22 protein-coding genes are annotated in these 25,791 nt (G+C 61.2%); 15 read left to right on the top strand and 7 right to left on the bottom strand.

Translation table 11 applies throughout. The annotated features are described in order from the left end of the window. Positions 1-2 precede the first annotated feature (2 nt). From AEYBE204_RS37550 to AEYBE204_RS37505, 10 genes are all read left to right on the top strand, one after another. Complete coding sequence (locus AEYBE204_RS37550; protein WP_023463818.1) at positions 3-1,451, top strand: NAD-dependent succinate-semialdehyde dehydrogenase; 1,449 nt, start codon at positions 3-5, stop codon at positions 1,449-1,451. A 178-nt stretch (positions 1,452-1,629) separates the two neighbouring features. Further along, positions 1,630-2,982 carry a transaminase gene (locus AEYBE204_RS37545; protein WP_023463817.1) on the top strand — a complete coding sequence of 451 codons (1,353 nt, stop codon included), beginning with the start codon at positions 1,630-1,632 and terminating at the stop codon, positions 2,980-2,982. A gap of 44 nt (positions 2,983-3,026) precedes the next feature. Further along, complete coding sequence (locus AEYBE204_RS37540) at positions 3,027-4,397, top strand: glutamine synthetase family protein (RefSeq protein WP_023463816.1); 1,371 nt, start codon at positions 3,027-3,029, stop codon at positions 4,395-4,397. 240 nt (positions 4,398-4,637) lie between these two features. After that, positions 4,638-5,738: a PotD/PotF family extracellular solute-binding protein gene (locus AEYBE204_RS37535; protein ID WP_023463815.1), complete on the top strand. Its 1,101-nt coding sequence runs from the start codon at positions 4,638-4,640 to the stop codon at positions 5,736-5,738. A 66-nt stretch (positions 5,739-5,804) separates the two neighbouring features. Further along, positions 5,805-6,716 (top strand): ABC transporter permease, encoded by a 912-nt coding sequence (locus tag AEYBE204_RS37530; RefSeq protein ID WP_023463814.1) that lies wholly within the window; start codon positions 5,805-5,807, stop codon positions 6,714-6,716. After that, positions 6,713-7,585 (top strand): ABC transporter permease, encoded by an 873-nt coding sequence (locus AEYBE204_RS37525; RefSeq protein WP_023463813.1) that lies wholly within the window; start codon positions 6,713-6,715, stop codon positions 7,583-7,585. Before AEYBE204_RS37530 ends, AEYBE204_RS37525 begins: the two co-directional genes overlap by 4 nt. Position 7,586: 1 nt before the next feature. After that, on the top strand, positions 7,587-8,705 hold the full coding sequence (locus AEYBE204_RS37520) for an ABC transporter ATP-binding protein (RefSeq protein ID WP_023463812.1): 1,119 nt from the start codon (positions 7,587-7,589) through the stop codon (positions 8,703-8,705). A 3-nt stretch (positions 8,706-8,708) separates the two neighbouring features. Continuing rightward, complete coding sequence (locus tag AEYBE204_RS37515; protein WP_023463811.1) at positions 8,709-9,461, top strand: gamma-glutamyl-gamma-aminobutyrate hydrolase family protein; 753 nt, start codon at positions 8,709-8,711, stop codon at positions 9,459-9,461. A 113-nt stretch (positions 9,462-9,574) separates the two neighbouring features. Continuing rightward, positions 9,575-10,966 carry an aspartate aminotransferase family protein gene (locus AEYBE204_RS37510; RefSeq protein ID WP_023463810.1) on the top strand — a complete coding sequence of 464 codons (1,392 nt, stop codon included), beginning with the start codon at positions 9,575-9,577 and terminating at the stop codon, positions 10,964-10,966. Between the two features lies 1 nt (position 10,967). Continuing rightward, on the top strand, positions 10,968-11,378 hold the full coding sequence (locus AEYBE204_RS37505) for a hypothetical protein (protein ID WP_023463809.1): 411 nt from the start codon (positions 10,968-10,970) through the stop codon (positions 11,376-11,378). Here AEYBE204_RS37505 and AEYBE204_RS37500 read toward each other — a convergent pair. Next, positions 11,371-12,171 (bottom strand): DUF3313 family protein, encoded by an 801-nt coding sequence (locus tag AEYBE204_RS37500; RefSeq protein ID WP_023463808.1) that lies wholly within the window; start codon positions 12,169-12,171, stop codon positions 11,371-11,373. The genes AEYBE204_RS37505 and AEYBE204_RS37500 overlap by 8 nt on opposite strands. A gap of 154 nt (positions 12,172-12,325) precedes the next feature. Here AEYBE204_RS37500 and AEYBE204_RS37495 point away from each other — a divergent pair, with 154 nt between their 5' ends. Together AEYBE204_RS37495 and AEYBE204_RS37490 are read left to right on the top strand one after the other, a co-directional pair. After that, complete coding sequence (locus AEYBE204_RS37495) at positions 12,326-13,429, top strand: hypothetical protein (protein ID WP_023463807.1); 1,104 nt, start codon at positions 12,326-12,328, stop codon at positions 13,427-13,429. Between the two features lie 32 nt (positions 13,430-13,461). Then, complete coding sequence (locus tag AEYBE204_RS37490) at positions 13,462-14,208, top strand: site-2 protease family protein (RefSeq protein ID WP_023463806.1); 747 nt, start codon at positions 13,462-13,464, stop codon at positions 14,206-14,208. Here AEYBE204_RS37490 and AEYBE204_RS37485 read toward each other — a convergent pair. The 5 genes from AEYBE204_RS37485 to AEYBE204_RS37465 all read right to left on the bottom strand — a co-directional run bounded on the left by AEYBE204_RS37485 (position 14,205) and on the right by AEYBE204_RS37465 (position 20,847). Next, the gene (locus AEYBE204_RS37485; RefSeq protein ID WP_023463805.1) at positions 14,205-15,410 is read right to left on the bottom strand and encodes an FAD-binding oxidoreductase; all 1,206 of its coding nucleotides are present in this window, start codon (positions 15,408-15,410) and stop codon (positions 14,205-14,207) included. The genes AEYBE204_RS37490 and AEYBE204_RS37485 overlap by 4 nt on opposite strands. A gap of 55 nt (positions 15,411-15,465) precedes the next feature. Beyond that, entirely contained in the window at positions 15,466-16,509 is a 1,044-nt protein-coding gene (locus AEYBE204_RS41050) for a methyl-accepting chemotaxis protein (protein WP_023463804.1), read from the bottom strand. A gap of 124 nt (positions 16,510-16,633) precedes the next feature. Continuing rightward, complete coding sequence (locus AEYBE204_RS37475; protein WP_023463803.1) at positions 16,634-17,686, bottom strand: methyl-accepting chemotaxis protein; 1,053 nt, start codon at positions 17,684-17,686, stop codon at positions 16,634-16,636. Positions 17,687-18,003: 317 nt separating this feature from the next. Further along, entirely contained in the window at positions 18,004-19,293 is a 1,290-nt protein-coding gene (locus AEYBE204_RS37470; protein ID WP_023463802.1) for an FAD-binding oxidoreductase, read from the bottom strand. Positions 19,294-19,443: 150 nt separating this feature from the next. Next, positions 19,444-20,847, bottom strand: coding sequence for a glutamine synthetase family protein (locus tag AEYBE204_RS37465; protein ID WP_023463801.1), 1,404 nt, complete (start codon positions 20,845-20,847; stop codon positions 19,444-19,446). A 139-nt stretch (positions 20,848-20,986) separates the two neighbouring features. On the opposite strand from AEYBE204_RS37465, the gene AEYBE204_RS37460 reads away from it, so the two are divergent. Continuing rightward, positions 20,987-22,120, top strand: coding sequence for a mechanosensitive ion channel family protein (locus AEYBE204_RS37460; RefSeq protein WP_023463800.1), 1,134 nt, complete (start codon positions 20,987-20,989; stop codon positions 22,118-22,120). Next, positions 22,083-22,856: an RNA methyltransferase gene (locus AEYBE204_RS37455; protein ID WP_023463799.1), complete on the top strand. Its 774-nt coding sequence runs from the start codon at positions 22,083-22,085 to the stop codon at positions 22,854-22,856. Before AEYBE204_RS37460 ends, AEYBE204_RS37455 begins: the two co-directional genes overlap by 38 nt. Here the strand turns inward: AEYBE204_RS37455 and AEYBE204_RS37450 are convergent. Then, a complete protein-coding gene (locus AEYBE204_RS37450) occupies positions 22,846-24,372 on the bottom strand; it encodes a hypothetical protein (protein ID WP_023463798.1) in 1,527 nt (508 codons plus the stop codon). The genes AEYBE204_RS37455 and AEYBE204_RS37450 overlap by 11 nt on opposite strands. A 180-nt stretch (positions 24,373-24,552) precedes the next feature. On the opposite strand from AEYBE204_RS37450, the gene AEYBE204_RS37445 reads away from it, so the two are divergent. Beyond that, positions 24,553-25,716 carry a thiolase domain-containing protein gene (locus AEYBE204_RS37445; protein ID WP_023463797.1) on the top strand — a complete coding sequence of 388 codons (1,164 nt, stop codon included), beginning with the start codon at positions 24,553-24,555 and terminating at the stop codon, positions 25,714-25,716. Positions 25,717-25,791 lie beyond the last annotated feature (75 nt).

The following is a 25,791-nucleotide window of genomic DNA, read 5'->3' as shown; positions in this document are numbered from 1 at the left end:
TTATGAAATTGACTCCCGCCCTTATCGATCTGCTCGGCGAAGATATCAGCCTAAGCCCGCCGTCTTATCCGCACTTTGCCGTTTATAACCCTTCGACCGGCGACGTGCTGGCCTATGTGCGCGAAATGACCGCCGCCGACACCGAAGCGGCCATCGCGGCGGCGGAAAAAGCCATGCCGGCCTGGGCCGCCCTGACCGCCAAGGCGCGCGCGAAAATCATGGAAGCGTGGTACGCCGTCATCATGAAGCATCAGGAGGCCTTGGGGCTTCTCGTGTCGCTGGAACAGGGCCGCGCCATCAAGGAAGCGCGCGGCGAAGTCGCTTATGCGGCGGGCTTCATCGAATGGTTCGCCGAAGAGGGCAAGCGCGCCTATGGCCGTACCATCCCGGCCACGGCGGACGGCAAGCAGTTGCTGACTATCAGCCAGCCGGTCGGCGTCGTCGGCGCGATCACGCCGTGGAACTTCCCGCTGTCGATGATCACCCGGAAGCTGGGGCCAGCGCTGGCGGTGGGCTGTGCGGCGGTGGTCAAGCCGTCGGAAGACACGCCGATCTGCGCCATTGCCTTGAAGCGTCTCGCGAAAGACGCGGGCGTGCCGGACGGGCTGATCGCCATCATCACCACGACCCATTCGGCGGATATCGGCGCGGTGCTGACCTCGGATGCGCGGGTGAAAAAGTTCTCCTTCACCGGTTCGACGCCGGTCGGCAAGAAGCTCTACGCCCAGTGCGCCACGACGGTGAAGAAGATTTCGCTGGAGCTGGGCGGCAATGCCCCGGTGGTGGTGTTCGACGACGCCGACCTCGATCTGGCGGTCGCGGGCGCTGCGGCGTCGAAGTTCCGTAATTCAGGCCAGACCTGCGTCTGCGCCAATCGCATCTTCGTTCAGCGCGGAATTTACGACGCCTTTGTCGAGAAATTCGTCGCCGAGGCGCGCAAACTGAAATCCGGACCGGGCTATGAGGAAAGCACGGGGCTGGGGCCGCTGATCAATCAGAAGGCCATCGACAAGGTCGTGCGGCTGGTCGATGACGCGGTATCCAAGGGGGCGAAACTGGCGCTCGGCGGGAAGGTCGATGCGCAGGGACCGCTCTATTATCCCGCCACCGTCCTGATCGGTGTGACGCGCGATATGCAGATGTTCGAGGAGGAAATCTTCGGACCCGTGGCGGCGCTCTATCCGTTCGACACGGAAGCGGAGGGGATCGCTCTGGCTAACGACACGCCGTTCGGATTGGCAGCCTATGCCTTTACGCAGGACATCACGCGCGGCTTGCGCGTGGTCAAGGCGATCGAGGCGGGGATGGTGGGTCTGAATGACGGCGTCATGTCGACCGAGGTCGCACCTTTCGGAGGCGTCAAGGAATCCGGCATCGGCCGTGAAGGCGCAAGCGAGGGGCTTGAGGAGTTTCTGGAGACCAAGTTCATCAGCATCGCGGGGCTGGGGTGATTAGAGGGGGTGTGCTTATTCCCTTCGCCCCTACGGGGTATAGCGCCAGCGAAAGTATAGCTTTCGCCAGCGATGGGTGGCGCGAAGCGCCGGATGAGGGGGCCTTTGCGTGGATTGCCACCTCAGCCTCGCAGGCCCGCGCCCAGCCCTCTACCCGCAGGGGAGAGGGGGAATAAGGATGTCTCTCACTGACTTCATCGCCGAACAGATCGCGATCTTCAACGCCACCCACCCCAAGACTCTCGCGCTCGCTGCCGAGGCGCGGACAGTCTGGCGCGGTGGGGTGCCGCTGCACTGGATGGACGACTGGGCCTCGCCGGTGCCGCTGTTCGCGACCTATGCGAAGGGCGCGACCCTGTGGGACGTTGACGGTCACGTCTACGACGATTTCTGTCTCGGCGACACGCCGTCGATGTTCGGTCACGGGCGCGATGAATTGCAAACCGCGATAGCCCAACAGGCGGGTCAGGGCGTTGGCTTCATGCTGCCGACCGCCGACAGCGTTGAGGTCGGGCGGCTGCTCTCCGAGCGCTTCGGTTTGCCGCTGTGGCAATGCGCGACCACGGCGTCGGACGCCAACCGCGCGGCGATCCGCTGGGCACGGGCGGTAACGAAGCGCGATAAAATCCTGATCATTGACGGGGCCTATCACGGGATGGTCGATGACGCCTTCGTCGTGTTGAAAGACGGCCAAACCGTCCAAAAGCCCGGCCTGATCGGGCAGGTCACCGACCTGACGCAATACACGGTCGCCGTGCCGTTCAATGATCTGAGCGCGATGGATAGTGTCTTGGCGGGCAACGATATCGCCTGCGTGTTGCTTGAACCCGTGATGACCAATTGCGGCATGATATTGCCGGACGAGGGCTATCATCAGGCCTTGCGCGACCTGTGCGACCGCACCGGTACGCTGCTGATCTATGACGAGACGCACACCCTGTCGTCGGGCTATGGCGGCTATGTGCGCGACCACGGTTTGCGCGCCGATATGCTGGTCATCGGTAAGGCTATCGCGGGTGGTATCCCGGCGGCGGTGTGGGGCGTCACGGCAGAGGTCGCCGCTCGCATGGACTCCACGCAAACAGAAATCGGCGGCGGGTCTTCCGGCATCGGCACGACCCTGTCCGGCAACGCTTTGGCCATGACGGGGATCAAAACCATGCTGATGGAAATCATGACCCGTCCGGCCTACGACTATATGCAAAAGGGTACTGAGAGCCTCGTCGCGCAACTGCGTAGCGTCATCTGGCGGCAAGGGCTCGATTGGAGCGTGGTGCATGTCGGCGCACGGGCCGAACTGGTCTTTGCCTCGCCTGCGCCGCGTGACGCGGAAACCATGCGCAAGGCCCTTGATCCGACCCTGTTAAAAGCGTTTCATCTGTACCTGATCAATCGCGGCGTTCTGATCGCGCCGTTTCACAATATGATGCTGATCTCGCCGAAAACGACACCGGAAGCGGTAAAGCGGCTGGTGGATACCATCGAAGCTTTTAGCATCGAATATAAGCGTTTCACATCCTCCGCTGCGTAGGCGGGAGGACGAAAGAGAGCCCAATGTCACTACCCCCGCACCCCATGGTCGCCACCGTTGACGAAGCCAAAGCCTTTCTCGATGCGCACCCTGAAATAAACTATTTCGAGATACTGTTCACTTCGATGACCGGGGTGCCGCGCGGTAAGCGGTTACGACGGCATGAACTGCTGCCGATCTATGAATACGGGCGTTTCCTGCCGGGGTCGATTCTGGTGGTCGATACGTTGGGGGCCGATTGCGAGGACACGGGTCTCGTCTGGGAAGACGGCGACGCGGACCGTGTCGCAAGGCCGGTGCCGGGGACGCTGACGCCCGCGCCGTGGCTGGGCGACGACGTCGGTCAGGTCATGCTGTCGCTCTATGAGCTTGACGGCAAGCCCAACGACCTCGATCCGCGCCATGTCCTGCAAGGGGTGCTGGACCGTTACACGGCCGATGGGCTGACGCCGGTGGTGGCGTGCGAGCTGGAATATTACCTCGTCGATATCGAGCGCAAGGACGGACAGCTTGTCCCCGCGCGCGGTTTCAACACCAATGAGACGCCGAAGGGTATTCAGGTCTATGGCCTGCCCGAGGTCGAGGCGCACGGCGAGTTCTTCCGCACCCTGTGGGAGACGGCGGATGTGATGAACATCCCGCTCGAAGGGGCGATTTCGGAGTTCGCGCCGGGTCAGGTCGAACTGACGCTCAAGCACAAGCCCGATGCCCTGCGCGCTGCGGACGACGCGGTGCTGTACAAGCGCATGGCCAAGGGCGTAGCCCTCAGCCTCGGTATCGAGGCAACCTTCATGGCCAAGCCGTGGGCCGATCGCGCCGGTTCCGGTTTTCACGTCCATGTGTCGGTCGCCGACAAAGATGGTAAGAACCTGTGCGCCGCCGAACACCCGGAAGGCTCGGACCTGCTCAAAACCATGATCGGCGGCATGAAGGATCATCTGGCCGACTGCATGGGTATCCTCGCGCCGGGGGCCAACTCCTACAAGCGCTTCAAGGCCAATTCCTACGCCCCGGTCGGCCTGACCTGGGGGGTGAATAACCGCACGGTCTCCCTTCGCGTCACCGCCGGTCCCGCCCATACGCGCCACGTCGAACACCGCGTCGCAGGAGCCGATGGCAACCCCTATCTGGTGCTGGCCGCGATTCTGGCCTGTGCCCACCACGGCATCACGCAAAAGACCGATCCCGGCCTGGCAGTGGTCGGCAACGGCTATGCCGTGGCGGCGGAAACGGGCGCGACCTTACCGACTAACTGGTATGCGGCGGTCGATTATCTCGATAAGTCGACGGTCCTGCGCGACTATCTGGGGGATCGCTTCGTCGACATGTACGTCAAGGTCAAGAAAACCGAACAGGCGCGCTTCTTCGAGGAAGTGACCGAACTCGACTACGACTGGTATCTGAGAAACGCCTGATCTGTAAATAATTACCGCATTTGCGAACGTGATCACAGAAGCCGGTTGACAGAATGTCATTCCCGTATTCTGTTAACTTATCGTCACATTCAGGAGGGGGCCGAATGGGTCCCGCTCTGGCTCAAAGCGCATCCCGAAAAGTGTGCAACGGTTTTCGGATCAGATGCGCGGCTTAAAATGCACCACCGCGCTGCCTTGTCCCGCAAAGGCCGGCGTTTGAAGCCTTGAAGGAGATGGGATATGAACTCTTCACGTCATCGCGCCTCGCGCCGTTCGCTGTTGCAAGGCCTTGGGGCTGCCGCCATCGGCATCAGCTTCGGCGGACTAGGTGCCTGCTCTCAGGCGGCAAAACCGGCGGCTGGGGGCGAAGAAGCCAAGCTCAACTTCTACAACTGGGCTACCTATATCGGTGAGACAACATTAGCGGATTTCAAAGCCGCATCGGGCATCGACGTCAATATGTCGATTTTTGCGACCAATGACGAACTGTTCGCCAAGATGAAGACCGGCAATTCCGGCTTCGATGTCATCGTGCCGTCGAACGACTTCGTGGAGCGCCTGAGCCAGGCCGATCTGCTGCTGCCGCTTGACCACGCCAAGCTGCCCAACCTCAAAAACATCGACCCGGCCTTTATCGACGTGGCCTATGATCCGGGCCGCAAATGGTCGGCACCCTATACCTGGCTGGTGCTCGGCATCGGTTACCGCAAATCGAAAATGCCAGCGGGCTTTGTGCCGGATTCGTGGAAATATCTGTTCGATTCCGACATGTTCAAGGGCAAGATCGCCGTCCTGTCTGAAGCGGGCGACATGATCCGTCTGGGGGCCAAGTATCTGGGGCACTCGGTTAACGGCATCGATCAGGCGACCATCGACAAGGTTACGGCGATGCTGATCAAGCAGAAGCCCTTCATCAAGGCCTTCCACGAAGATGACGGTCAGGACATGCTGATGTCGAAGGACGTCGATCTGGTGCTGGAATATAATGGCGACATCGCTCAGGCCAAGGCCGAGGATGACGACATCGATTTCATCATCCCGAAAGAAGGCTCGCAGCTCAATTCGGACAACTGGTGCATACCGAAGGACGCTCCACGCCCCGACAATGCGCACAAGTTCCTCAACTATATGATGGATGCGACGGCCTCGAAGGAAATCTTCGAAACCATTCTTTACCCGACGACCAATGCCGCGGCCAAGGCCCTGATGCCGGACAGCTACAAGAGCAATCCGATCATCTTCCCGCCGGCCGACGTGCTGGCGCGTTGCGAATACGCGGCCTTCGACGAAACCAAGGCTCAGGTCTACGAAGACGCCATGACCAAGATCAAGGCGTCCTGATCCACGATCGCGCCGGGGCAACCCGGCGTGTTTTTTTCGTTTCGTCGACTTGGACGGGGGACGGGTATGGAACAGAGCTGGCGTCAGGCCAAGGGTATGTTCGCCGCCATGCTGAGCGCGCCGCTCGTCTGGCTGGTTTTCTTTTTCTTCGTACCGCTGGGCATAGTCTGGCTGTACAGTTTCGGCCAGAACGAGGGGCTGGTCGATATCGCCTTTACCGGCACCTGGGCCAACTATGCCAAGGCGCTGGAGCCGCTCTATCTCGGCATCTTTGCCAAATCGCTGTGGATCGCGGCCTTGACCACGTTTTTGTGCGTGGTGATCGGTTTTCCCGTCGCATTGGCCATCACCTTCGCGCCGGAAAAATGGAAGCCATGGTTCCTGCTGCTGATCATGCTGCCGTTCTGGACCAATCTGCTGATCCGTACCTACGCACTGATCGCCGTTCTGCGCACGGAAGGCTACGTCAATCAGACCTACCATTTTCTGTGGAATAACGCGTCGGGGTTCATGACCGTGATCGGTCTGGCGCCATTGGGCGAATTCCAGCCGATGGAGCTGTTATACAATAATTTCGCGGTCATTCTGGGGCTGGTCTATGTCCACCTGCCGTTCATGATCCTGCCGCTGTATTCGACGCTGGACCGTCTGGATCGTTCGCTGCTCGAAGCGTCCCTCGATCTGGGGGCTGGCCACATCCGTACCCTGTTTTCGATCGTCGTGCCGCTGGCCGGGGCAGGGATCGCGTCGGGCGTACTGATCACCTTCATTCCGGCGCTTGGGGCCTATCTGACGCCGGACCTGCTGGGAGGTACGGATTCCCAGATGATCGCCAATGTCATCGAATCGCAGTTCAAGCGCGCCAATAACTGGCCGTTCGGAGCGGCACTGGCGTTTTTGCTCGTCTATCTGACCTTTATCGGCATCGCCATTCAGGGCTTTCTCAACAACTCGGCGAAGAAGCGGGGCATGGGATGAGCGAGACCATTATCAAAGTGAAAAAGACACCGCCGGGTCCGCTGGAATATCTGCGCCGCTGGCCTATTCAGGCGTGGCTGGTCGCGGTCACGGTGTTCCTCTACGCACCGCTGATCTCGCTGATGGTGTTCTCCTTCAACGATTCCAAGCGCAACGTCGTCTGGCAAGGCTTCACCCTGAAATACTACGTCAAGGCGCTGACGAACGACAGCCTGATCATGGCCTTTACCAATTCGATGGTTATCGCGCTGTTTTCGACCATCCTGTCGGTCATCGTTGGCGCTATGGCGGCCATCGTTCTGTGGCGGTTCCGTTTCAGCGGTCGGACGGCGTTCGACGCCGGGCTGGCCATTCCGATCGTCGTGCCGGAAATCTGCATGGGCGTCGGGATGCTGGTCTTCTTTGCCAAGATATTTCCGTGGCCGCAGGGCCTGCCGTGGCCACTCAATCTGGGCGCCATCATCATCGCCCACATCTCGTTCAGCTTTCCGTTTGTCGCCGTGGTCGTCCGGGCTCGGCTGGCGTCTTTCAACCGCGAACTCGAAGAAGCCGCCAAGGATCTGGGCGCCAGCGAATGGCGCACCCTGATCGACGTGCTGATCCCGCATATCCAGCCGTCGCTGATCGCGGGCGGGCTTCTGGCCTTCACTTTGTCGCTCGATGATTTCGTCATTACCTTCTTCACGTCAGGGCCGGATACGGTGACCTTCCCGGTGCAGATCTATTCGATGGTGCGTTTTGCGGTGACGCCGGAGATTAATGCGGCCTCGACCATCCTGATCGTCGTCACGGTGCTGCTGACCTTCCTTGCGCTCAAATTCCAGGGCTCCGACGCCCTGACCGCCGGTCACGGCACGGAGAAGAAATAACATGTCCGAAGCGAAAACCATCATCAGTTTCGAGAACGTCTCCAAACGCTTCGGCAAGAACACCGCTGTGGACAATGTCTCGCTCGACATCAAGGAAGGCGAATTCTTCTCGCTGCTTGGGCCGTCGGGTTGCGGCAAGACCACGCTGCTGCGGATGCTGGCCGGGTTCGAAATGCCGACCGAAGGCCGCATCCTGATCGACGGTCAGGACGTCTCGACCACGCCGCCGAACAAGCGCCCGGTCAATATGGTGTTTCAGTCCTACGCCGTCTTTCCGCACATGACGGTGCTCGATAACGTCGCCTATGGCCTCAAGATGGACGGCATCGGCGGTTCCGAGGCGCGCGCCCGTGCCGAAGAGGCGCTGGAGCTGGTCAAGCTGGCCGGGTTCGGGCCGCGTAAGCCGGATCAGATGTCGGGCGGCCAGCGCCAGCGCGTGGCGCTGGCCCGCGCGCTGGTCAAGAAGCCGCGCGTCCTGCTGCTTGACGAGCCGCTGTCGGCGCTCGATGCGAAATTGCGCGACGCCATGCGCACGGAGCTATCGCTGCTTCAGGAAAAGGTCGGCATCACCTTCATCATGGTCACCCACGATCAGGACGAAGCCCTGGCTATGGCGACGCGCTGCGCCGTGATGAATCGCGGGCTGTTGCAACAGGTGGCGACGCCGTTCGATCTGTATGAGTTCCCCAATTCGCGCTTCGTCGCCGACTTTATCGGCAGCGTGAATCTGTTTGAAGGCACCCTCGATATCGACAAGCCGGACCATGCGATCATCAAGACGAAGGACGTCGGCGACATCTATCTCGACCACGGCGTGACCGGCGCGACCGGTGCGACGGTCTGGGCGGCGCTGCGGCCGGAAAAGATCGAAATGGACAAGTTCGACCACAAGCCGGCGAAAATGGAAGACGCGCCCGACGGCTACAATATCGTCGCCGGGACGATCCGCCTGATGACCTACCTGGGGTCGGAAACGGTCTATGAGATCGAGCTGGAGAGCGGTCGGATGGTCAAGGTTTTGCGTTCGAACCTGACACGCTGGGATCAGGAAGAATTTACGTGGGATGAAAAGGTGTGGCTGTCGTTCAATGCCTGCGCCCCTGCGGCTTTGCTGAGTTAAGCCATGCGTGAGCCGCTTCCGGTCGTCGGCATCATGTGCTGTCACCGCGATTTCGGTGTCGAAATGGCGCAGGCGGTCATGGACCGGTATGTGCGCGCCGCCATGACCTACGGCCAGTGTTCGGCGCTACTGATCCCGGCCATTACCGGTTATTTCGACGCGCAGGCCGTGGCGTCACGGCTCGACGGTTTACTGCTGACCGGTTCGCCGTCGAACGTCGAGTCGCACCGCTATGGGCAGGCGGACGGCGAGGGGCCGTTCGATCCGGCGCGCGACGAGGTAGCCCTGAGTCTGATTGAAAGTCTGATCATCGCGGGGCGTCCGGTCTTCGGCATCTGCCGTGGTTTTCAGGAGATCAATGTGGCGTTGGGCGGGACGCTCAGGCGCGATCTGGGGCAGGCGGCGCCGGGCTCCAACCGCATCGACCACCACGCGCCTGCCGATGTTGCCTTTGACGCCATGTTCGACCACACGCACGAGGTCGCCCTGACGCCGGACGGCGTGCTGGCGCGAGCCGTTCTGCACGATAGCCTAAGCGTCAACTCCGTGCATTTTCAGGGAGTCGATGTGTTGGGCGACGGCCTGACCGTCGAGGCCGTCGCACCCGATGGCATCGTCGAAGGCTTCAGTGCCAATATCGGCGGCGCTCAGGTGCTGGGGGTGCAGTGGCATCCCGAATGGCAACCGGACCGCCATCGTGACCGGCAGACCTTTTTTGAACTGATGGGGGCGGCCTTGCGGGGCCATCCAATTTGAGCGCGTAGTCTAAATTGTGATCACAATTTTGCCGTCGATTGCATTTAGGCTGTTTCCATACGCCGCCGTACAGCTATAGTGCGGATATTCCCACTTTCACCGCAAGGTCTGCCATGCCCGCTCCTGCAAGCCACAACGAATCCGCTGAACTCAAGGCGCTTGATCTGGCCCATCATCTGCCCGCGCAGGCCGACTACCAACTGCTCGAAGACCTCGGCGGCAGCCGCATAATCACCCATGCCGAAGGCTGTGTGATCACGGATATCGACGGTAAATCGCTGCTCGACGGCATGGCCGGGCTGTGGTGCGTCAATGTCGGTTACGGGCGCACGGAACTGGCCGAGGTCGCCTATCAGCAGATGCTGGAACTGCCCTATTACAATACCTTCTTCAAGACGGCGACCGAACCGGCCATCCGTCTGGCGGCGAAGATCGCCGACAAGATGTCCGAGGGCAATCCCGACCTCAAACACGTCTTTTTCAACTCGTCGGGCTCGGAAGCCAATGACACGGTGCTGCGTCTGGTGCGCCACTACTGGACGCTTAAGGGGCAGCCGGAACGTAATGTCATCATCAGCCGCCGCAACGCCTATCATGGCTCGACGGTCGCCGGCATGTCGCTGGGCGGGATGAGTTTCATGCACGCTCAGGGCGGGCCGCTGGTGCCGGGGATCGAGCACGTCCGTCAACCCTACATGTTCAATGAAGGCTTTGGCGAAGACCCGATCGCCTTCGCCGACGCCTGTGTGAAGGACATCGAGGACCGGATTCTCAGCGTCGGGCCGAACAAGATCGCCGCCTTTATCGGCGAGCCGGTGCAGGGCGCGGGCGGGGTGATTATCCCGCCGGAAACCTACTGGCCGAAGGTCGACGCCCTGTGCCGCAAATACGGTATCCTGCTGATCTGCGACGAGGTTATCTGCGGCTTCGGGCGGCTGGGGCAGTGGTTCGGCCACCAGCACTACGGTGTCAAACCGGACATTATCGCCATGGCCAAGGGCCTGTCGTCGGGCTACCTGCCGATTTCGGCGGTCGGCGTGTCGGGCGCTATCGTCGAGGTGCTGAAAACCGGCGGCGATTTCGTCCACGGCTACACCTATTCCGGTCACCCGACCGCCGCCGCCGTGGCGCTGCGCAATATCGAGATCATGGAGCGCGAAGACCTGATCACCCGCACGCGCGACGTGACCGGACCTTATCTGGCCAAGGCCTTGCAGCGCCTCGCCGTGCATCCGCTGGTCGGTGAAGTGCGCTCATTAGGCCTGATCGGCGCGGTAGAAATCGTTGCGGAAAAAGGCACGAGTACACGCTTCAAAGGCGCTGAAGGCACGGCCGGGCCGCTGGTCCGCGATATCTGCATCAAGAACGGCCTGATGGTGCGCGGTATCCGCGACTCGATCGTCATGTGTCCGCCACTGATCATTAGTGAAGCCGAGATCGATCAACTGGTTTCGACCATCGAGACCTCGCTGAACGAAGCCGAACCGCAATTACGGGCGCTGTAAGATGAAGTTTACCTTGACGATGATGGGTCTGTGCCTGTTCACGTCTGTCGGGGCCAGCGAATACGTCAATCCGGATCGGTTACCGTTCAAGGCACGCTTCCCTGATCCAGAGGTATCCGTTCAGACGGTCGAGGCCCTGCGTCCGTTGCTGGAACGTGCGCTCAATGAAAAGCGTCTGATCGCCTATCCGATGTGCCACAGTGGAGGGTGTTTCTGGGATGTGCCGCCGGTGCATTGCGAGGACGTAAGTGCCGTCGAAACGGCGTGGCGCATTGAAGCTATCGGCAACGATACGGACGCCAACCGGCAGATGTACAGCCTCATCGAAGCTCACAATCTGACGCTTATGGCTCAGGGTGTGATGGCCGCATGGGGGTGCCGCCGGCTGGACGTGCCGGATAAAGCTATTTAGCGGAGTCTTTTTTATCCTTCGCCTTGTCCATCGCCTTGGTGCGGTCGGTTGGGACATAAACACCCGTCACGCGATCGAGCACAAAGCCGGTTTCATTGATCCGTCCGCCGTATTTCAGGCACGGGTCGGTTGCCTGCGTATAGGTGCGCTTGGCAGGCAGGGGCTCCGGCGACATGACCCGCGCCGCATCGTCGCCGAACGGCTCGGCGAATTGCAGGGCGTCGCCCAGCCGCGACAGGGACGGCGAGTCGGTCCCCAGCGCCTGCGCCTGACGCGCCCAGACGATAGCCGCGACCTGCGTCTTGCCCTGTTTCAGTTCGGCCTCCGCTGCCAGTCCGCCAAGCGAACCGGGCACGCGCAGACCGAGCGGGCCGGGGATAAAGAAATTGACCGCGGCCGCCGCGCCTGAGCCCGCCGTGCCGGTCGGCTCGAACCACGTTACCGCCGAATGGACCTGAGCATCGCTCGACGCGGCATCGGCGACGATCTCATAGCGTTCGGCCAGTTCAAAGCAGAGCTGCGCTTCGACTTCGGTCAGAACCAGAAGGCGTTCGTTATCTTTCAGCGTGTAGCGCGTGCTCGACCCTGTCATCAGCCGTGTCGGATGCAGATAGACGCGTTTCACGCCGTTCAGGGCTGTCGTGTCGCGATATTCCTCCGTCGTGGTGCGTCCTGTTTTGCCCGGCTTCAGATTGTTCGTCGCCGACAAACTGGAGGCATCGGTCAGCGGGGCGCCGACGCAGGCCGACAAGAACAGCGATGCAGTGATCAGGGCGGTGGCGGTTTTCAACATGACCGATCCTCAATATGTACTGAACTCTGCTGTCAGGCAGCTAAGGGATCAATACGTTCCGCTAAGTGTTCGGATTACAGGGTTTGTCATTTGAACTGGGGATGCCTTTCGGCGAACGCTGATATTTATCGAAATGCGATCAGGGGAATTGACGTTGAACCACACATCTATCTCACGCCGTGCCGCGCTCACGGGCCTTGCGGGCACTTTTGCACTGGCAGGTGCTTCGCCGGTCTGGGCCGCCAAGGACAAGAAACCCTCGGCCCTGACGGTGTCGTCGGCGGCGGAAGGTGAAGCCAATGCCGCAACGCTTCTGACGCGCTATGGTAAGTTGGCCTTACCGGCAGGCGGACGCGTTCTGCCGTTCTTTCAGGTCGAACTGGTCGAGCAGGATGGTACGCGCGTCGAGGACCGCAAGTACCACGCCAATGCCACTGCCGATTCGACCTTCAAGGTCGAGGGAATCGATGATGCGCTGGTGCAGGCGGCGGTCGATCGGCTCTATGCGCAATATATCGATGGCCTCAAAGCGGCGGGCTATGTGATCGTCACCGACGCCGAAGCCGATAAGAGCGAAGCCTGGGGCAAGCTGAAAGGCGGGCTGAAGCCGTCACCGCTGGTCGCCGATACCGGCAAGCGCGGCAAATCGACCTTCTACGGGCCATCTGGTCGCGGCATCTATATCGCGGCGGGCGATATCCGTTTTTCCGGTCAGGGTGCGTTCGCGGCCTTTGCCGGAGTCGGTAACGCCATGGCGCAGGCGACGCAGGAATTCCACCTGCCGACCCAGTTGCAGGCCGGTGTGCTGGGGATCGAACTGGCGGTCGGGTTCGTCAATATCAAGGGCGAAGGCGGCGGCAAATACTCCAACATCTTCGGCGACGGGGCCGTCAATATCAAAGGCGATGCGGTGATGCAGGTCATACCCGAACGGTCGCGCCTGTGGTTCATGTCATATCCTGGTGCCGACAGCGGCCGTCAGGAACTGGTGTTGTCGAAAGTCGTCCTGCCCGGCACCAATCCCATCCTTGAATTCAAGGACGTGACGTCCAAGAAAGCCAAGATCGGCGATGCGGCGGGGATGATGATCGGCATGGCGACCGGTACCGGCGGCAGCTATTCGACCAAGACCTACCAGATCACGCTCGACAAGGAAGGCTTCCCGAAGGCGATGGAGGGTAGCCTTAGCGGCGTTACGGCGGCGATGCTCAAACGTTTGCAGGGGCTTCCGTCGGAACCCGCAGGCGGAAAGCGTTGATTGTCTAAGGCGTAACCGGCTAAGACAGGTTTATGAAAACCAACCTTAGCCCCAACTTCCTTCTTCTGCTCGCCCTTGTCGTTGCCGCCGGTGCGGTGCTCGCCTATGTGCCCGGCCTAAGCGGTATCGGTACCTTCGTCTTCGTCGTGCTGGGCTGGGTCATTGGCCTGTGTCTGCACGAGTGGGGACACGCGGCGACGGCGTCGGCGTTCGGCGATCATACGGTTGAAGGGCGGGGCTATTTGTCGCTCGATCCGGTCGCCTATATCAACGGGCCGACGACTATCATCTTGCCGATCATTATCCTGATCATCGGCGGTATCGCCCTGCCGGGGGCGGCGGTGATGATCCGTCCCGACCTGATCCGGAGGCGCTGGCAACAATCGGTCGTGTCGCTGGCCGGGCCATTGATGAGCCTGTTGGCAGCGCTTCTCGCCTATACCGCAGGCCTGATCACCTATGCGCTCGGCGGCGAAGCGGTGCTGGGCGACGCCATCATGTTGCTGGCTTTTTTCAACCTGATGGCCTTCGTGCTGAACCTGCTACCGGTGCCGGGCTTCGACGGTTTCGGCGTCGTCGCGCCGCTGCTGCCGCAGCCGCTGCGGGGTTGGGCCGAGCAGCTTGAGCGTATGCCGCTGATCAGCCTCGGGGCGATGGTGCTGATCTTCTTCTTCGGTTTCGGCCTGGTCTATGGTTTGATGGCGGTCGTGGCCAATTTCTTCAATCTCGATTTCACGACGGCGTTCGAGGCCTTCGACCGGTTCCGTTTCTGGCGTTAAAACCTGAACAGCTCCGCATCCGGGTCTTCGCGTCCGCTGAGTTCAGCGCTGAGGATTTCCGCCGCCAGCCGTGAGAACGTAATTCCGTTACCGCCATAGGCGAGGATGGCGAACACGTTATTCATGCCCGGTACCGCGCCGATGGTCGGCAGGCCGGTAACGCTGGTACCGAACGAGCCGCACCACGCGAAGTCGGCGCGGCTATCCAATTGCGGAAACAGGGTCTTCAGCTTCTCTTCCAGCCGTTTTGTCTTCTCCGGCAGCAGACTGTCGCGGTGGTCCTCGTCCGAAAACGCTTCGTCCTCACCACCGCAGATGACGCGTCCATCCGAGGTCGTGCGCATATACAGATAAGGATCTGACGCCTCCCAGATCATCACCCGTTCCGGCCATAGCTTGTCCGGCTGCGGTTTGGTGGCGATGGCGTAGGTGGAGTGGATCGAATGGCGGCTTTGACGGATGGCCGCCGGGGTCTCATAGCCCGTGGCATAGATCAGATAGCGCGCTTCGATTACAGGGCCGCCTTTGGTGCGTAGAGTCACGCCGTCGCGATGCGTCTCGACGGTCTCGACCTCGACCGGACAGAGGATTTCTGCACCCCGTTGCATGGCCGCGCGATGAAAGCCTGCGGCCATGCGCAGGGGCTGCACGGTCAGGTTTTGAGCTGTCAGGATCGCCGCGTCGCGGTTGATGCCGAAGTGGTCGCGGAGGCCTTTGCGGGTCACATAGTGGTTCGGCAGGCCTATTGTCCGGCGCATTTCACCTTCACGCTTCAGCGCTCCCGGATCGAGGACGTTGCCGCTGAGATAGAGCGAGGCGGTGCGTTTCATGGCACAGGGGATGCCCAGCAGTTCGACGCGTGCAGCCAGACTGTCGAGCGCCAGTTTCGAGCGTCGCCATGCGCGGCACGCCTTGTCGTGCCCGATCTGCTGAATCAATTCGGTCAGGGGATTGTCGATCTCGTATTGCAGTAAGGCTGTAGTCGCTGCGGTCGAGCCTTTCAGCGGCGGGCGGCGGTCCAGCATGATGACGCTGAACCCTTCCGCCGTCAGGGCTTCGGCGGCCATCGCCCCGGTTACGCCGGCGCCGATGATGACGATGTCGGTCTTGCGATCACGTTTCAGCGCGCCGGTGCCGAGACGCGGGACAGGATGCGAAAGCCACACCGGTTCTCCGGTGCGCAGGTTTTTAGCGGTGTTCATGCGGCGAAGGTGCCGCTGCCCGCATCAGAGATCGATTGGATTCGCATTCAGAAATCTAGGATTCCTGAATGATCACGCCGTACCAGCCGAGCCCGGCATAGGTCTCGTAGCCGGGTGTCTTATGAAACGCTATCAGGCGCTCGGCGCGGTCGATATAGTGTCCGCCTTTGCGGTCGCGTGTGTCCAGCGGCACGCGTTCGGTCAGAACACCACGGCCATCCGAAGCGGCGATGATCAGGCCGTTGGCATCGACGAGCAGGGCCCGGGAACGGCTCTTTTCGCTGTCAGTGAGACGCACCCCGTTAACGATGGCGCGCGCCTGCGGCTGCCAGTCGAAATGCACCCCCAGCACACCGATCAGTTTGCCGTCAGCGCGCCCGCCTTCGCGCACGCCGGTGGCGTAGGTGGCGATCTGCGCGCCGTTCAACAGGGGTTCGGTGGTGATGTCGGCGACCGCAAAGGCATTGCCGTCGGGCAGGTCGAACGCCTTCTGGAACCAGTCGCGTGCGCGCACACTCTCACCCGCAGCGCGGAAGACCGATGGGCGACCGCTGGCGATGATCTTGCCGTTCAGGTCGCACAGCCACAGATCGAGATAGACCGTATAGGCGTCGAGAATGACGCCCAGCCGCGACGACGCATAGGCGCAGGCATCGGCGGACGGATTCGCGGCGGCTTCCCAGACAGCGGAATCGGTCGCCCACCAGCGCACGTCGCAGGTCCGCTCATAGAGATTGCGGTCGATCAGTTCGATGGCGTTGAGCGACAGGTCCATCAGGCGCGACCCCTGCGCCTGCAAGGCCATGTCCTTGGCCAGTTTTTCCAGCGCCTCGATCTCGCCACCCAGTTCGGAGGCCAGCGACAGGGACAGGCCCTCGACCTGTGTCGAGATGGCCTTGACCTCGTCGGCGACCACGCCGAAACCGGCCCCCATATCCCCGGCGCGGCGGGCCTCGATCAGGGCATTGAGCGCCAGAATGCGCAGGGTTGCGGTGACCTGACGGATGTCGCGCACCTTGTGCTGGGTCAGGTCGCGGGCACGCACGGTACAGTCGATGATGTCGTTGACGCTGACTTCGGTTTCGCTGATCGTATCCACGACTCATAACCCCCATAAAAGATGGGGGCATTGTCAGCATGGCACGGATGGTTGCAAGTCAAACCAGTCTTATTTTGCCGCGTTGCACAAGAGTGTTGCACCTGTGCATCCTTTTTGTGGACGGTTATTCGCCCTGTACGATAACACCGTACCATCCCAACCCTGCATAGGTTTCGTAACCGGGCGTCTTGTGGAAGGCGACCATGGCGCGGTTGACCGGATCGACATAGTGGCCGAAGGCTTTGCCCTCGGTTCTGAGGCGAACGCGCTCGGTGAGAATGCCGCGACCGTCGGAAGCCGCGATGACCACGCCTTCGGCGTCGATCAGCAGGACGCGGGTATTGCGGCGCTCCTCTTCGGACAGACGCACGCCCTGGGTGATCGAGGCGGCCTGCGGTTGCCAGTCGAACTGAATGCCGAGAACGCCCAGAAGCTCGCCATTGACGTCGCCGTCGCGGCGGACCCCGGTGGCGTAGGTGGCGACCTGCGCGCCGTTGAGCAGGGGCTCGGTGGTGATGTCGGCGACGGCGAAGTCCTGACCGCTGCGCAAAGCGGCGGCGCGGGCGAACCAGGGACGGCTGCGCACGTTCTGACCGATGACGCGGTGGGTGTCGGGGCGGCCATTAGCGATGATATTGCCGTCGAGGTCGCATAGCCACAGATCGATATAGACGGTGTAGGAATCGAGGATAACGCCCAGACGCTGGCTGGCATAGTTCGTGCGCGTCGCGACCGGTTCGGCAGCGGCCTGACAGAGCGCCGAATCGGTGGCCCACCAGCGCACGTCGCAGGTCCGCTCATAAAGATTGCGGTCGATCAGTTCGATGGCGTTGAGCGCCAGATCCATCAGGCGTGCGCCCTGACTGGCGTGGGCCATGTCCTGAGTGAGGGTTTCCAGCGTCACAATCTCGTTGCCCAGATCCTTGGCCAGTCCCTCGACCTCGGTCGAGATGGCGCGGACTTCGTCGGCGACCACGGAAAACCCGGCACCTTTTTCCCCCGCGTGCTTGGCTTCGATCAGAGCGTTGAGCGCCAGGATGCGCAGCTTGCCGGTCACGGCGCGGATGTCCTTGACCTTGTTGCTGGTGATGGTCTTGGCCTTGGAGGTCTGGGCCAGGATGTCGGAGAGGGTGACGCCTTTGGCGGGACTGCCACCGGACAGGGATTGGGCGGACATGAACAGCTTCCTTCGTTGCAAGCAAGGTCATGCGGTGCGGCGACGGGGCCGGACACACAGAGAGGTTAACGGTGCGGGGTATTAAGCTTAAGCCACTCAGACAGTACGCCTGAGATCCTCGTTGACCTGTTGCGGCGCAATATGAGCATGGCGCGCGAGACGGTTAACAACAGGTTAAGCGTTTCAGGGGGTGAGTTTCGTTTTTACACGTAAAATGCAAAATCGTTTTTAAATTGTCGCAAAGAAGTCACAGAATGATATCTTACGCAACGTAAAGCGTTGCGTATGAAACTTAACAACCCTATACAAAATAGGGATTACAGGCGGTCGCGCAGCGCGTACCAGCTCAGGCCTGCTATCAGGGCGGGTGTTTGTAGCCACGGCCCGCCGGGAAACGGCGGCGGGCGGAGTTGCGACAACAGGTCGATATCCCGCGCATCGCCCAATGCTGCGTGTGCGAGCAATTTGCCGAAATAGGGGGCCAACACCACGCCCTGACCGCTGTAGCCGGCACTTACCAGCCGGTCGGGCGACAGGGCGCGGACGAAGGGTTGGCGGCTTAGCGTAATCGCCAGCGTTCCACCCCAGGCGTGGGTGATTTTGATATTTGCTAGCTGAGGATAGATTTTCAGCATATTGCGGCGGACGAAGGCCTTGATGTCCTTGGGGAACCACGGCGTATAGTTCTCGCCGCCGCCGAACAGCAGTCGATTATCCGCCGTCCGCCGCCAGTAGTTGACGACAAAACGCGAGTCGGCGGCCGCATAGTCGTTCGGCAGGATCGTTCGATCGGGTAACGGCTCGGTCGTCAGGATGAAATTGTTGATAGGCACGACGTGGCGATCGATGTCGCGATCCAGCCCCTGCATATAGCCGTTGCCGCAGATCAGCAGCTTGCGGCACTTCAGGCGGTGACCGTCGCCGATGCGCAGCACGTAACCGTCCCCTGTAGGATGATAGCTTTGCACGCGGCTATGTTCGTAAAGCGCGGCCCCTGCGGCATGCGCGGCACGCGCCATGCCCAGCGCGAATTTGAGCGGATGCAAATGACCCGCTCCGGCGTCGAACAGGCCGCCGTGATAGACATCGGTGCCCAGTTCGGCGGCGACCTCGTGTTTGTCCATCAGGGATAGCTTGTCGTAGCCGTAATTCTGGCTGACGAAGTCGGCATAGGCGCGGTCGTCCTCGGCAAAGCGCGGCTTGTGCCAGCTATGGATCAGGCCGTGGCGAAAATCGCAGTCGATATTGTATGTATTGATCAATTCGAACAGGTGCGCCTTGGCGGCCTCCGCCATGTCCCACAATGCGCGCGCCGCATCTGACCCCAGTTGCGCTGCAAGGGTTTGCGGATCGACGCGCTGACCGGTGTGGATCTGCCCGCCGTTGCGCCCTGATGCGCCGGAGCCTATTTGCGCCCCTTCGATAAGGGTGACGGAGACACCGTGCCGCGCCAGTTCGAGTGCCGCACCTAGGCCGGTATAGCCGCCGCCGATAATAGCGATGTCGGTGGTCTTATCGCCTGCGAACGTCGGAAACGCGGTGATGGGCACGGTGTCGGCGTACCACGAATTATCAGGATGTCCGGTGTTTTTGGCAGTCTGGGTCATCTGACTTATCCCGTCTCCCCGCTTGCGGGGGAGGGGTGGGCGCGGGCCTGCGAGGCTGAGAGGCAACAAAGGACGTGCAATGAAAGGGGTATGCCTCTCATCCGGCCCTATCGGGCCACCTTCTCCCCGTAAACGGGGAGAAGGGAAAAATTACACATTCAACAACAAAAACTCGCGTTCCCACGGGCTGATCGTGCGCATGAAGGTCTCGTATTCGTGGTGTTTGACCCGCGCATAGGCCGTGACGAACTGCGAGCCCAGAATTTCCCTGAGTTCTTCGCTGCGTTCCAGTTTGATAACTGCCTGAATCAGTGAATAGGGCAGGTCGGCGGACGGGTCGTTCGAGACATCGGTATCGACCGGCGCATCGGGCGTCATGGCCTTGACCATCCCCAGATAGCCGCAGGCCAAAGTCGCGGCGATGGCCAGATACGGATTGGCGTCCGACGACGGAATGCGACACTCCAGACGGCGGTTGTCAGCATCCGATGGCGGCACACGCAGACCTGCCGTGCGGTTGTCAAAGCCCCAGTGCGTATTGACCGGCGCGCCCGAACCCTTCGACAGGCGGCGGTAGGAATTGACATAGGGCGCGAGCAAAGAGGTCGCGGCAGGCAGGTGGGTCTGCTGACCGGCGATGAAATTGAAGAACAGTTCGGTGGGTTCACCGGTTTTCGGGTCGGAAAACAGGTTCTGACCGGTTTTCATGTCGACGATCGACTGGTGGATGTGCATGGCCGAGCCGGGCTCCAGCGCCATCGGCTTGGCCATGAAGGTCGCGTATATGTCGTGCTCCAGCGCGGTTTCCTTGATCGTGCGTTTGAACATGAAGACCTGATCGGCCAGTTCGAGCGGATCGCCGTGGCGCAGGTTGATTTCCATCTGCGCCACCCCGGATTCGTGGATCAGGGTGTCGATCTCAAGGCCCTGCGATTCCGAATATTCGTACATGTCCTCGAACAGGCCGTCGAACTCGTTGACCGCCGAGATCGAATAGCCCTGACGTCCGGTTTCCGGGCGGCCCGACCGTCCGATGGGCGGCTTCAACGCATAGTCGGGGTCGATATTCTTTTCGACGAGATAGAATTCCAGTTCGGGCGCGATGACCGGCTTCCAGCCGCGGGCGTGATAGAGCGCCAGCACCTTGCGCAGGACCTGACGCGGGCTCTCTTCGACCGGTCGGCCATCGGGGTGATAGGCGTCGTGGATGATCTGCGCGGTGGGGTCGGTCGCCCAGGGCACGGTCGCCAGCGTGTTGAAATCCGGTTGCAGGAAGATGTCGGTATCGGATTGCACGGTGCCGACGATGCCTTCGAGGTCGGGGAAGTCGCCGGTAATGTCCTGATAGAAGATCGACAGCGGCAGGTTCATCGCCGCCGTGGTCAGGAACTTGCGCACCGGCATGATCTTGCCGCGCGCCACACCGGCGAGGTCCGGCACCATGCACTCGATTTCTTCGATATTTTGCTCGGCCAACCAGGCAGCGGCTTCGGAGACGTTCGCCGTGCCGCGCTTGGAGAAGCCGGTCTGCGGGCGTTTGGACTTCGATTTCATAAGTCACACTTGAATAATGGAATTTTGATGCGGCGGGATTCTAAGGTCGGATGATGGCGCGTCGCGCCCCAAATTCCAACCCCGCACCTGATCTGTCATTGTGATCACAGTTTGCGGCCGTTGTCGAGGGTGTGTGCCGATGCGTTTGCTGCTGACCCATTATTTTGAAGGCCTGCCGCGGTGGGTTGCCGTGTCGGCCATGGTCGTTGTGACCTATGCGGCGGCGTTTTTGGTGGCGTGGCTGGTCATGGCCTTTGCACGCTGGCGGGCAAAGCGCCATGTTACGGCGCTTTATCGGTTCGATGTGGAGCGCCTGAAAAGACCGCTCTATACGGTCATGCCGGTGCTGGCGGTGTTCATGGCGGTGCGGGTTGTCTGGCCCGACCTCATGGACGGTGAAACCGTCATCATGGTGACCAAGTTCCTGACTATCGTTCTTGTGTATTGGCTGGCCCTGTGCGCCATTGATATCGTCAGCGTGTCGATCTCACGCCGTCATGACATCACGGTCAGAGACAATCTCAAGGCCCGCCGCGTCCACACCCAGCTCATGCTGGCACGGCGGTTGGCGACGTTTTTGCTGGTCGTGTTGACGCTGGCGGCGATCTTCCTGCTGTTCGACGAACTGCGCGGTCTGGGGGTCAGTCTGCTGGCCTCGGCGGGGGTGGCGGGTATCGTCATCGGCTTCGCGGCGCAAAAGACGCTCGGCAACCTGCTGGCGGGGATACAGATCGCCATCACCCAACCGATCCGTCTGGAAGACGCCGTCGTGGTCGAAGGTGAATGGGGCTGGGTCGAGGAGATTACCCTGACTTATGTCGTGGTACGGCTGTGGGATTTGCGGCGGCTGGTCCTGCCCATCGGCTATTTCATCGAAAAGCCGTTTCAGAACTGGACGCGAACTTCGGCCAGCCTGATCGGCACGGTCGAACTCTATGCCGACTATACACTGCCGATCGAGCCGCTGCGGGTCGAACTGAAACGCCTGCTGGCGGAGACGGCACTGTGGGACGGGCGGACCGAGGTCGTGCAGGTGACCGAAGTCTATGACGATACGATCAAGATCCGCATTCTGGTCAGCGCGCTCGATTCGCCGACGGCCTTCGATCTGCGCTGCTATGTGCGGGAGAATATGGTCGATTTTATTCAGAAAAATTACCCCGAAAGCCTGCCGCGACGACGGTCGATTACATTTGACGGTTCAGGTTCGGGTTTTAATGCGCTAAACGGCGGGCATGATTCAGCCCACGATAGTCGAGATCGACGACCCTGACGATGATCGCCTTGCGCTTTATCGCGATGTGAAGGACCGCGATCTTACCGGTCGCGAGGGTCTGTTTATGGCCGAGGGCAAGGTCGTGCTGGAGAGGCTGTTTACCTCGCCTGTGGCGGAAACGGTCAGCGTTCTGACGACGCCCGAGCGGTTATCGGGATTAGCCCATTTGCCCAACGCGCCGGTCTATGTAGTACCTCAGACGGTTATGGACGCGGTGGCCGGATTTCCAATCCATCGCGGTTATCTGGCGTTGGGGCGATACGCGCCGAAACAGACTTTGGCCCAGCGCGTCTCCGCGAACCGCGCGCGCGTTCTGGTCCTTTGCGGGATCAGCAACACCGACAATATGGGCGGGCTGATGCGCAACGCCGCGGCCTTCGGCGTCGACGCGGTGGTGCTTGATGCCACCTGCTGCGATCCTCTGTATCGCAAGGCGATCCGAGTCAGCGTCGGGGGCGTGCTGGAAGTACCTCACTACCGCATGAACGATATTATCGGCACATTGAAAGCGCTCGACCTGACGCCCTATGCCCTTACGCCATCGGGAAAGGTGACGCTCGATGTGGTGCCGCCCGCCGCGCGTTCGGCGGTGCTGTTCGGCGCCGAAGGGCCGGGCCTGAGCGCCGACATCATGGCGGCCTGCGAAACCGTGCGCATCGACATGCACGGCGGCTTCGACAGCCTCAATGTCGCGACGACCAGCGGGATCGTACTGTATAAATTCACAGCCTGATCTGATGTTTCAGGTGCGCCGCGTCGCGCACCAGGGTTTCCGCCACGCGGGCGGGATCGTCGTACATCCATACCGCCGTCGTCGGGCACTGAATGACGCGGGCCGGATTGCCGTACTTCGCACGGATAGCAGTCTCGTCGAGGTTCTTCATGACGATGAAGTCGAAGCGCGCAGGCGTACCGTCGGCGCCATGCCAGTACCACCACGGGTCGTTACCCCAGACATAGGGCTGGCCGTCGGGACTGATCTGCTCGGCGCGCAGGCGGAAGTCGCTGGATACCGAGATCGGTCGCGCCACCCAGAAGGCCGCTAACCCGCGTGTGAGGGATGGATACCGGCTGAGGCAGGCTTCGACCGGATCGCGCCAGGTCAGCGCCGGAATGGCGCTGCCGTGGGCGGCGGTTCCGGCGGCCAGACCAGCCAGGCTGCCGGCCAGAATGACGCGGCGGCCGTTTCGCAGGTGTCGGGCCACGGCTCCGCTGAGCAGGATCAGCGGCCAGACAAACAGGGCCATCAGGTAGCGCGAGGCACCCTGACCGCCGTAATAGACGATGAAAAACCCGATCGGCAGGCTCATGGCGGCAGCGACATAGATCATCTGGCGGCGGGCATCGCCGGACCGTTTGACAGCCGCCGTCACCACGCCGACAAGCACAACAAGTCCGATCAGATAATATAGATTGAACGGATTGAGCGACAGAAGGTCATGGCGGAGGAGGCGCAATGCGTCGGCGACGGCCTGAACCGTCAGAGGCGGCGCGCCCTGTGAAAAGAAGAGGCTGGACGCGCCGACGCCGCACAGGCCGAACGCCATCAGACCGGCATAGGTCTTCTCGCGCCATAGCGAGCGCCGGAGCGCGCGCGGGCTGACGAAATCCAGCCGTGTCAGAGAGGCCAACCCTAACGGCGCGACGGCGAACAGCAGGAACAGGGCGTCGGACAGGCTGGTCAGAAAGATTATCACCGACAACAGAAGCTTTTGCGGTTTCAGGGGGGCGTTCAAGCGCGTGAACAGCCAGATCGACACGATCAGCGGACCGGAATGATTGACCGGAAACAGCAGGGCGTCGTAGGGCGGGCTGAGGCCGGGCACCTGTTTCAGGCCAAAGGTCAGCAGCGTGAACACCAATGCGAAGGCAAGTGCCGCTGTGGGCACCCTGATGTCGGGATCGAGTTGGTGAATGGCGGTGGCGCTGACCCAGGTCAGGGCGAGGAACGAGATCACCGCATAGCCGAAAAAAGCCACGCGCGGATCGCCGGTCAGAAGGGCCAGAGGATGATAGACGGCCTGATCGGGGAAGAAGCTGAGGATGCGCGCCTGCTGAAATCCCAGATAACCGTTGGGGCGCATAAAAGCGTTGTCGTGCAAGGCGGCGGGTAACAGAATGTCGGAATTATAGAGGCCGTGTACGGCGGCAGGCGACAACACGATCCACGCCACCAGCCCGAAGACCAGTAATATCAGGCCGGCCGCGAAGGCGGTCTGGTTCAGGGGGAGGGAAAAGGGTTTGCGCATGGTAGCCGAGCTTCGCAGATGCGAAATAAAAATGCAGTGCGGGCGGTCACGCAGTTGTGCCACCGTCTGGGCTTGACTGACGCAAGGGCAGGGCGTCTAATATAGTGTCAAATGCAACAAAATAAGTTGCGTGGCACGACAGGGATGCCGGATTGATCCGGCGAAAACACAGGAGTGGGTATGCTTAAGGCCGCTATGGTCGGCTGGGGCCACACGCCGTTTGGACGGCTCAGTGGCCAGTCGCTGGAAGACCTGATTCAGGCGGCGGCGCGCGAAGCCCTGGCCGATGCCGGGATCGCCGGCGCGGACGTCGATGCCGTATTTCTGGGACTTTACAATGCCGGGCTGACGACGGACGGTTTTTGCGCCTCGATGGTTTTGGAGGCGGATGAGGGTCTGCGTTACAAGCCTGCGACGCGACTGGAAAATGCGTGTGCGTCGGGATCGGCGGCAATCCATGCAGCGCTGGATGCCATAGCTGCCGGGCGCATCGACGTGGCTTTGGTGGTCGGGGCCGAAAAGATGACCGATGTCGATGGGGCCGGCGTCACGCGTTCGCTCGGCATGGCCAGCTATCAGAAAGAAGAGGCGGGGCTGTCGTTTCCCGACATCTTCGCGCGCTATGCCAGGGTCTATGCGGACAGGTACGGCGATCCAACATTGGCTATGGCGCATGTAGCGGCCAAGAACCATGCGGCGGCTATGCACAACCCTCTGGCGCAGTTGCGCAAGCCGCTGTCGGTCGAGTTCTGCCACACGGTGTCGGATAAGAATCCGTTGATCTCCGATCCGCTGAAAATGACCGATTGTTCGCTGGTCTCGGATGGCGCGGCGGCGCTGGTGCTGGTCCGAGCGGATCGGGCCAAGGACTTCAAACGCGCGGTCGGTTTTCGGGCGGCGGTGCAGGTCAACGATCTGCTGCCCTTGTCGCAAAAGGATTTGCTCGCCTTCACCGGCCCGCGCATGGCCTTCGCCAAGGCCTATGAACAGGCCGGAATAACCGTCTCCGAGTTGAGTTTCGCCGAGGTGCACGACTGCTTCACCATCGCCGAGGTGCTGGTGGCGGAAGCAATGGGTCTGGCGGCCAAAGGGCAGGGCACGGACTTTATTATTGCTGGCGGCACGGGTCGGCAGGGTGTTCTGCCGACCAATATGTCCGGTGGCTTGAAGGCCAAGGGCCATCCGGTCGGCGCGACGGGTGTGTCGATGCATGTCATAGCCGCGCGGCAACTGACTGGTGAGGCCGGGGACATGCAATTGCCTGATCCGAAGCTGGGCGCAGTATTCAATATGGGCGGCGGCGCGGTGGCGAACTATGTGAGTATTCTGGAGCGTATTTCTTAATCCCCTCTCCCCATTGGGGAGAGGGCTAGGGTGAGGGGGCTTTCGCACTCTGACCCTTTCCCCCTTACCCGGCGC

Source organism: Asticcacaulis sp. YBE204 (assembly GCF_000495855.1).
In the GTDB taxonomy this organism is placed as follows: domain Bacteria; phylum Pseudomonadota; class Alphaproteobacteria; order Caulobacterales; family Caulobacteraceae; genus Asticcacaulis.
This window is presented reverse-complemented; position numbering and strand designations above follow the sequence as displayed.

Excerpts from the sequence above, each read along its gene's own strand:
- AEYBE204_RS37465 (WP_023463801.1), bottom strand. The coding sequence starts at position 20,847 with ATGAAATCGAAGTCCAAACGCCCGCAGACCGGCTTCTCCAAGCGCGGC.
- AEYBE204_RS37510 (WP_023463810.1), top strand. The coding sequence starts at position 9,575 with ATGCCCGCTCCTGCAAGCCACAACGAATCCGCTGAACTCAAGGCGCTT.
- AEYBE204_RS37515 (WP_023463811.1), top strand. The coding sequence starts at position 8,709 with ATGCGTGAGCCGCTTCCGGTCGTCGGCATCATGTGCTGTCACCGCGAT.
- AEYBE204_RS37475 (WP_023463803.1), bottom strand. The coding sequence starts at position 17,686 with ATGTCCGCCCAATCCCTGTCCGGTGGCAGTCCCGCCAAAGGCGTCACC.
- AEYBE204_RS37525 (WP_023463813.1), top strand. The coding sequence starts at position 6,713 with ATGAGCGAGACCATTATCAAAGTGAAAAAGACACCGCCGGGTCCGCTG.
- AEYBE204_RS37445 (WP_023463797.1), top strand. The coding sequence starts at position 24,553 with ATGCTTAAGGCCGCTATGGTCGGCTGGGGCCACACGCCGTTTGGACGG.
- AEYBE204_RS37535 (WP_023463815.1), top strand. The coding sequence starts at position 4,638 with ATGAACTCTTCACGTCATCGCGCCTCGCGCCGTTCGCTGTTGCAAGGC.
- AEYBE204_RS37490 (WP_023463806.1), top strand. The coding sequence starts at position 13,462 with ATGAAAACCAACCTTAGCCCCAACTTCCTTCTTCTGCTCGCCCTTGTC.
- AEYBE204_RS37540 (WP_023463816.1), top strand. The coding sequence starts at position 3,027 with ATGGTCGCCACCGTTGACGAAGCCAAAGCCTTTCTCGATGCGCACCCT.
- AEYBE204_RS37520 (WP_023463812.1), top strand. The coding sequence starts at position 7,587 with ATGTCCGAAGCGAAAACCATCATCAGTTTCGAGAACGTCTCCAAACGC.
- AEYBE204_RS37545 (WP_023463817.1), top strand. The coding sequence starts at position 1,630 with ATGTCTCTCACTGACTTCATCGCCGAACAGATCGCGATCTTCAACGCC.
- AEYBE204_RS37530 (WP_023463814.1), top strand. The coding sequence starts at position 5,805 with ATGGAACAGAGCTGGCGTCAGGCCAAGGGTATGTTCGCCGCCATGCTG.
- AEYBE204_RS37550 (WP_023463818.1), top strand. The coding sequence starts at position 3 with ATGAAATTGACTCCCGCCCTTATCGATCTGCTCGGCGAAGATATCAGC.
- AEYBE204_RS37470 (WP_023463802.1), bottom strand. The coding sequence starts at position 19,293 with ATGACCCAGACTGCCAAAAACACCGGACATCCTGATAATTCGTGGTAC.
- AEYBE204_RS37455 (WP_023463799.1), top strand. The coding sequence starts at position 22,083 with ATGATTCAGCCCACGATAGTCGAGATCGACGACCCTGACGATGATCGC.
- AEYBE204_RS37450 (WP_023463798.1), bottom strand. The coding sequence starts at position 24,372 with ATGCGCAAACCCTTTTCCCTCCCCCTGAACCAGACCGCCTTCGCGGCC.
- AEYBE204_RS37460 (WP_023463800.1), top strand. The coding sequence starts at position 20,987 with ATGCGTTTGCTGCTGACCCATTATTTTGAAGGCCTGCCGCGGTGGGTT.
- AEYBE204_RS37505 (WP_023463809.1), top strand. The coding sequence starts at position 10,968 with ATGAAGTTTACCTTGACGATGATGGGTCTGTGCCTGTTCACGTCTGTC.
- AEYBE204_RS37485 (WP_023463805.1), bottom strand. The coding sequence starts at position 15,410 with ATGAACACCGCTAAAAACCTGCGCACCGGAGAACCGGTGTGGCTTTCG.
- AEYBE204_RS37500 (WP_023463808.1), bottom strand. The coding sequence starts at position 12,171 with ATGTTGAAAACCGCCACCGCCCTGATCACTGCATCGCTGTTCTTGTCG.